We start from the raw sequence: 673 nt of genomic DNA on the forward strand, positions 1-673 counted from the left end.
GGCAAAGATCCTCCGCATCGTAGGCCCGGACCGACACCAGGGTGTTGGCGCGAAGGATCGGTGCGACGACATCTGCCGCGGCGAAACTCCGACAAGATTGCGCGTGCAGGAAGATCGGGCTCGGGGCCCAGTAGATGCCGCGCGGACGCCCGAAATCGTAGGACCCGAGCAGCATCGGCTCTCCCGGCTCGGCGCAGCACAGGCATTGCCGACAGGGAAACCCGCTGTCGCTCGTCGCCGTGACCGACCGGACCGGATTGTCGAAGTCGTCGCGCCCGGTTTGGCGGAAGCGATCCGCGATGACGGCATCGATCGGTACGCAGCGGTATCGGGTCATGGGGTGCTCCCTCTCCCGGAAACCATGCGGGCTCCGGAGGGAGAAAGCGTCCCGCTCCTTGCTGCCGTTGTCGGCTCGCCTGGGGCGACCGGAACCGCGCGCCACCACGCGAACCTGACACTTCGCTGCGGAATGTAAGCCCGAACGAGCTACGCAAAAAACGCAAGGTTTCACCGAGTGTTCCGGTTCTATATGCTCGGCGACCATCCTCTTTTTGGAACAATTTCATGTCTTACCCTCGGACGGCTGCAGTCGCGGCGTGCGCCTTCATATCTCATTGTAGCCAATCACACGCTCAATGGAGTCCTGCAGGCGGATTATTGAATGTTTCGGTAA

Annotated in this window: 1 protein-coding gene; it reads right to left on the reverse strand. The window is 62.1% G+C overall.

From position 1 onward, the window contains the following. Positions 1 to 337, reverse strand: a 337-nt coding sequence (locus NBZ85_RS31600; RefSeq protein WP_261563479.1) for a DUF1203 domain-containing protein, incomplete at its 3' end; no start/stop codon positions are given. Positions 338 to 673: the final 336 nt, after the last annotated feature.

The sequence above is a fragment of the Frankia tisae genome, assembly GCF_025403405.1.
Taxonomy (GTDB): Bacteria; Actinomycetota; Actinomycetes; order Frankiales; family Frankiaceae; genus Frankia; species Frankia tisai.